This window comes from Kitasatospora sp. NPDC050543 (genome assembly GCF_044457565.1).
Lineage (GTDB): Bacteria > Actinomycetota > Actinomycetes > Streptomycetales > Streptomycetaceae > Kitasatospora.
Genome location: NZ_JBITGZ010000037.1, coordinates 57,757 through 63,945 on the forward strand (window position 1 = coordinate 57,757; position 6,189 = coordinate 63,945).

Consider the following 6,189-nt stretch of genomic DNA (forward strand, 5'->3'; position numbering starts at 1 on the left):
CTTCTCACTCATGGGGCTTCAGCTCCAGTCCTTCGAGTACTGCCTCGGCGACCTGCTCGGGGGTGCGCCCCTCGGTGTTGACGACCACGGTCGCCACCTCCAGGTACAGCGGGCGCCGGGCCTCCATCAGCTCGCGCCAGCGGGCCCGCGGATTGACCGCGAGCAGCGGGCGGGGGGCGTCCAGGCCGACCCGCTTGACGGCATCGCCGAGCGGGACCTCCAGGAACACCACCGGGAGGCCGGCCAGCACCGCGCGGGTGGCCTCGGCCATCACCGCGCCGCCGCCGAGCGCCAGCACGCCGTCGTGGTCGGCCGCGGCCGCGCGCACGGCCTCGGCCTCCAGCGCGCGGAAGTGCGGCTCGCCCTCGTCGATGAAGATCTCCGGGATCGGCTTGCCCGCCACCTTCTCGATGTCGGCGTCGGTGTCGCGGAAGCCCACGCCCAGCCGCTCGGCGAGCACCCGCCCGACGGTGGACTTGCCACTGCCGGGCGGGCCGACCAGCACCACGACGGGTGCGGTCATCGGACGATCAGGTTGTCGAGGTAGCCCTGCACGTTGCGCCGGGTCTCGGAGACGTGGTCGCCGCCGAACTTCTCGTTCACCGCGTCGGCCAGCACCAGCGCGACCATCGCCTCGGCGACGATGCCCGCCGCCGGGACGGCGCAGACGTCCGAGCGCTGGTGGTGCGCCTTGGCGGGCTCACCGGTGCGCACGTCCAGGGTCTGCAGGGCCCGCGGCACGGTCGCGATCGGCTTCATCGCGGCCCGCACCCGCAGCAGCTCACCGGTGGACAGGCCGCCCTCGGTGCCGCCGGAGCGGCCGGAGGTGCGCTTGACGCCGTCCGGGGTCGGGATGATCTCGTCGTGCGCCTGCGAGCCGGGCACCCGGGCCAGCTCGAAGCCGTCGCCGACCTCGACGCCCTTGATCGCCTGGATCCCCATCAGCGCGGCGGCCAGCCGGGCGTCCAGGCGGCGGTCCCAGTGCACGTGCGAGCCCAGGCCCACCGGCACCCCGTACGCGAGCACCTCGACGACGCCGCCGAGCGTGTCGCCGTCCTTGTGCGCCTGGTCGATCTCGGCGACCATCCGCTTCGAGGCGTCGGCGTCCAGGCAGCGCACCGGGTCCTCGTCGAGGCGGGCCTCGTCGGAGGGCAGCGGCAGCGAGCCGGCCGGGGCCTTGGCGGCGGCCAGCTCGACCACGTGCGAGACGATCTCGATCCCGCAGGTCTGCTTGAGGTACGAACGGGCGACCGCGCCCAGCGCCACCCGCGCCGCCGTCTCCCGGGCGCTGGCGCGCTCCAGGATCGGCCGCGCCTCCTCGATGGAGTACTTCTGCATGCCGGCCAGGTCGGCGTGGCCGGGGCGGGGGCGGGTGAGCGCCTCGTTGCGGGCGAGACCGGCGAGGATCTCCGGGTCGACCGGATCGGCCGACATGACCTGCTCCCACTTGGGCCACTCGGTGTTGCCGACCATGACCGCCACCGGGCTGCCCATGGTCAGACCGTGCCGGACACCGCCGAGGAAGGTGACCTCGTCCTGCTCGAACTTCATCCGGGCGCCGCGGCCGTAGCCGAGCCGGCGGCGCGCCAGCGCGTCGGCGACGATCTCGGTGGTGACCGGAACACCGGCGGGCAGGCCCTCCAGCGTCGCGACGAGTGCGGGGCCGTGCGACTCCCCCGCCGTCAGCCAGCGCAACGTACCCAACGGAGCTCCTTCGTCAGCCGACCGGCCGTGGCGCGGGCTGCGGGGCCGATCGGGAGTTCGTACCGCGGCTGCCGGCTAGGGCCGGCACCGCGTTCTCCCCCGAATCCTTTCATGTCCGCGCGACGACCGGGCGCACGGTCCGCGTTGCGGACAGCGACGGCTGCCTGGTGGGACGGCCGGACGGCCGGCCCGCTGCCCGCCTCAGTCCTCGGCGAGGGCCGCCTCGCCCGCCGTGCGCATCGCGGCCAGCGGCCCCGGGGTGACACCGGTGAACCGCTCGCACTGGAGCACGGCCTGGTGCACGAGCAGGTCGAGCCCGCCCAGCACGCTCGCGCCGCGGGCCGCGCAGGCCCGCACCAGCGCGGTCGGCCACGGGTGGTACAGCACGTCGAACAGCGCGCCGGGGGCGGCGGGCAGCGCGTGCGCGAAGGCGTCGGTGGCGCCTGCCGGTGTGGTCGAGATGGTCAGCGGGTGCGCCAGCGCCTCGGCGCCGCGCTCCCAGTCGGCCGTCCGCACGGCCAGCCCCAGCCGCTCGCCGAGCACCGCCATCTCGCGGGCCCGCTCCGGGCTGCGGACGTAGACCGTCACCTCGCCGGTGCAGATCTGGGCGAGCGCGGCCAGCGCCGAGGATGCGGTGGCGCCGGCGCCGAGCACCGCCGCGGCCGCCACCTTCTCGATCCCGCGCTCGGCCAGCGCGTTCACCAGCCCGGGGACGTCCGTGTTGTCACCGACGCGCCGCCCGTCCGCGGTGAACACCACCGTGTTCACCGCGTCGACCGAGAGCGCCGTCGCACTCACCTCGTCCAGCAGCGGGATGATCGCCCGCTTCAGCGGCATGGTGAGCGAGAGCCCGGCCCACTCCCGCTCGTCCAGCCCCGCCAGGAAGCCCGGCAGCGCGGCCTCGTCCACCTCGAACCGGTCGTAACGCCACCGCTCCAGGCCGAGCGCCCGGTACGCCGCCCGGTGCAGCGCGGGCGAGAGCGAGTGGGCGATCGGCGAGCCGAGTACGGCGGCCCGGTTCTTGCTGGTCACGGTCTTCTCCGGTGCGGACGTGGCGGACGGCCGGGCCGGGGCGGCGACGCGGCGCCGGCGGCGGCTACTTGGTGGTGCAGTGACCGGCGACCTTGTCGAAGCCCTGCCCGGCGTTGGTGCAGTACTGCTCCACGTTGGCCATGTGCTCGGGCCCGGTGGCGGCGAACTTGGTCTCCTTACTCGACATCGCGATGAAGTAGAGCCAATTGCCCTCCGGCGGGTTGATCACCGCCTTGATCGCGTCGATGCCGGGGTTGGAGATCGGCGTCGGCGGCAGGCCCGTGTTGATGTAGGTGTTGTACTTGTTGGTCCCGTCCTCGATGTCCTTCTTGGTCAGCTCCTTGCGACCGAGGGAGTACTGGAGCGTGGTGTCCATCCCGAGCCGGTGCTTGGTCTCCTTGTCGTCGGCCAGACGGTTCTGGATGGTGCGGGCCATCTTGCCGAAGTCGTCCCGGTTGTTGCCCTCGGCCTGCAGGATGCTCGCCTCGGTGACCAGCTCGTAGGCGTTCTTCAGCCCGATCTTCTGGGCCGCGGCGTCCAGGTTCAGCGTCTGGTACTGCTCCGTCGCCTTGGCGACCATCTGCTTGAGCAGCTCCTCGGGCTTCATGCCCTCGCTGATCGCATACCGGGTCGGGTAGAGGAAGCCCTCCAGGTTGCCCTTGGCGTAGTCGGGCAGGCCGAGCGAGCCGATCTGGTTCTTGGCCGCGTCCGCCGTGGTGCCCTTGGGCAGCTTCAGCTTGTCGTCGACCTTCGTGTAGGTCGCCGCGGCCGTGAGGCCCTCGGGCAGGATCAGCGCGTCGCCGCCGGCCGAGTCGACCAGGTACTTCACCGCGGCCTCGGCCGACATCTCCCGGTGCATCGTGAAGAAGCCCGGCTGGATCGTCATCGCCTTGGGGTTCTTGCCGTACGCCGCCGTGAAGGCCTCGACACTCTTCACCACGCCGGCCTCCTTCAGGGCCTGGCCCATCTGGCCACCCGTGGAGCCCGACTTGATCTCCACGTTGACGGAGACCGTGCCCTCGCCGGAGAAGTCCGGCGGCGGCCCGAAGTGCTGCTGGTAGAAGCCGTAACCCCACCAGCCGGCGCCGGCGACGCCACCGAGCATCACCAGCGCGACCAGCAGGCAGGCGCCGCCGTTGCGACGGCCGGACTTCTTGCCCTTCTCCTTGCGCTTGCGCTGCGCCTCGCGGGAGGTGTCCTCGTCACCGAGGAAGGCGACCTCCTCGTCCGCGTACTCCTCCACGCCGTCGGCGTGCTCGTCCCACTCCGCCTCGCCGGCGGGCTCGGCCGGGGCCGCGGCTTCCAGGGCGGCGGCCTCGGCCTCCCAGTCGATGCCGTCCGGACCGGGACCTGCGGGCTGGGCCTGCGGCTGCGGCCGGGCCGCCTGCCCGGCCTGCTGGGGCGCCTGCTGCTGTGCCATCTGCGGCGGGACCGGCTGCTGCATCTGCCCGTACGCGCCGGGCTGGCCCTGCTGCCCCGGCTGGCCCTGCTGCCCCGGGAAGCCCTGCTGCGGATTGCCCTGCTGCTGGTACGGCTGCTGCACGAACTGCGGGTTGCCCTGCTGCTGCGGGTAGGGCTGCTGTCCGTACTGGGGCTGAGACTGGCCCTGCTGCCGCCCGTACTGACCCTGGCCCTGCTGGCCCTGCCCGTACTGCGGCCCGCCCTGCTGCTGCCCGTACTGGCCCTGCTGGCCCTGGATGTAGCCCTGGACGTACTGCGGCCCGCCCTGCTGGCCGTCGAAGCCCTGCTGGGGGTATGCCTGCCCGCCGAACTGCTCCTGCCGGCCGTACTGGGGCTGACCGTACTGGTCCGGCTGCTGGGCGTGCTGCTGCTGTGGCTGCTGCCAGGAGCCGTCCTGCTGGCCCGGGACCGGCTGCTGGCCGCCGTACCCGGGGTCACCGGGGTGCCACGGCTCCGAGCCCTGGGGGCCGTAGCCCCGCCCCAGATCAGTCATCGATCCCCTTATGCCGACGGAGACGACCGGCGGATCCTGACCGGTCGTTCGGGACGGCGTCCCGGCAAGTTCTCGAACCGGCGTGCTAGCGCAGCGCCTGAAGGGAGACGTTACCGTACCGCAGCCGACCCTCCCTCTGGGTGGATCCCCCCTCAGCGCGTGCCCTCGCCGCCCGAGGGGCTCGCCGGAGCCGAGCTCTGCGAGGCCCGGTTGGCGTTGAACTCGGCCACGTTGCGCTGCTGTTGCTCCAGGCTGTCGGTGAAGCGGGTGTCCCCCGGCCGGACCGTCACGAAGTAGAGCCAGTCCCCCTGGGCGGGCTCGGTGGCCGCCTGCATGGCCTCGGCGCCGGGGTTGGAGATCGGCGTCGGCGGCAGGCCGGTGTGCAGGTACGTGTTGTACGGGGAGTCCAGTTTGGTGTCGGTGACGGTGGTGTCCAGGGTGGACCGGCCGAGCGCGTAGTTGATGGTGGAGTCGAGCTGGAGCGGCATGTTCCTGGCCAGCCGGTTGTAGATCACCCTGGCGACCTTCGCCATGTCCTCGGCGTTGTCCGCCTCGGCCTGGACCAGGCTGGCGACCGTCACCACCGCGTAGGGAGTCTGGCCGAGCAGCGCGGCCGCCCCCTCGGTGTTGTCCTGGGCGAACTGTTTGCCCGCCTGCTCCACCATCTTCTTCAGCAGCCCCAGCGCCGTGCTCTGTTCGGTGACGCTGTAGGTGGAGGGGTAGAGGTAGCCCTCGGGGCTGCCGGCGGTGAACCCGGGCAGCCCCAGTTCGCCGGCGTGCTCCTCAGCCGCCGCCTTGGCCGTCCCCTCCGGCAGCTTGAGCTTCTGGTCGATCGCCGAGTAGATCTGGCTGCCGCGCCAGCCCTCCGGAATGGTCAGACCGTTGGCGTTGGCCGGGTTGACGAGCACCGCCAGGGCCGCCGCCGCGGACATCCGCAGGTGCAGCGTGTAGGTACCGGGCTGGATGTGGGCGGCTTTGGTGTTGCCGGTCGCCGCGCCGCTGAACGCCCGGGAGCTGGCGATCACGCCCTGGCGCACCAGCGCGGCGGCGATGGTGCTCAGTCCGGCACCCTGCGGCACCGAGACCTGCACCGTCCCCGTGCCGGAGCCGGTGTAGTCGGCGGCCCTGGGCGTCTGCTGGGCCGCCAGCCAGGAGTAGCCCACCAGGCCGCCGCCGCCGATCACCGTCACCAGGGCCAGCGCCGTCAGCCCGCAGGCCAGGCCGGTCCGCCGCTGGTACGGGTCGGGCGGGCCCGGGCGCCGGGGCCGCCCGGGCGGACGGGCCGCCGGCTCCGGCGCGGGCGCGCCGAGGTGGCCGGGGGTGAGCCCGGGGAGCTGCTCCTGGTCGGTCATCTCGGCCCCTCGTCCACCCGGCAACGAGCTGGGGGGGGGGGGGGGGGGGGCCCGGGGCCCCCCCCCCCCCCACCCCGGGCCCCCCCCCCCCCGACCAGCACACACCCACCCCAGACCCCCCCGGGGCCCCCCCCCGCCCACCCGCCG

The 6,189-nt window shown here is 73.3% G+C and carries 5 protein-coding genes; all 5 read right to left on the reverse strand.

Translation table 11 applies throughout. The features are described from left to right. Window positions 1-4: 4 nt before the first annotated feature. The 5 genes from ACIBH3_RS30970 to mltG (ACIBH3_RS30990) all read right to left on the reverse strand — a co-directional run bounded on the left by ACIBH3_RS30970 (window position 5) and on the right by mltG (ACIBH3_RS30990) (window position 6,042). Window positions 5-523 (reverse strand): shikimate kinase, encoded by a 519-nt coding sequence (locus ACIBH3_RS30970; protein ID WP_396315421.1) that lies wholly within the window; start codon window positions 521-523, stop codon window positions 5-7. Beyond that, window positions 520-1,704, reverse strand: a complete 1,185-nt coding sequence (aroC, locus tag ACIBH3_RS30975) for a chorismate synthase (protein ID WP_396315422.1) — start codon at window positions 1,702-1,704, stop codon at window positions 520-522. Before aroC ends, ACIBH3_RS30970 begins: the two co-directional genes overlap by 4 nt. 201 nt (window positions 1,705-1,905) lie before the next feature. After that, window positions 1,906-2,736: a shikimate dehydrogenase gene (locus ACIBH3_RS30980; protein ID WP_396315423.1), complete on the reverse strand. Its 831-nt coding sequence runs from the start codon at window positions 2,734-2,736 to the stop codon at window positions 1,906-1,908. Window positions 2,737-2,800: 64 nt separating this feature from the next. Continuing rightward, the gene (gene mltG, locus ACIBH3_RS30985) at window positions 2,801-4,690 is read right to left on the reverse strand and encodes an endolytic transglycosylase MltG (protein WP_396315424.1); all 1,890 of its coding nucleotides are present in this window, start codon (window positions 4,688-4,690) and stop codon (window positions 2,801-2,803) included. Window positions 4,691-4,842: 152 nt separating this feature from the next. Beyond that, on the reverse strand, window positions 4,843-6,042 hold the full coding sequence (gene mltG / locus ACIBH3_RS30990; RefSeq protein WP_396315425.1) for an endolytic transglycosylase MltG: 1,200 nt from the start codon (window positions 6,040-6,042) through the stop codon (window positions 4,843-4,845). Window positions 6,043-6,189 lie beyond the last annotated feature (147 nt).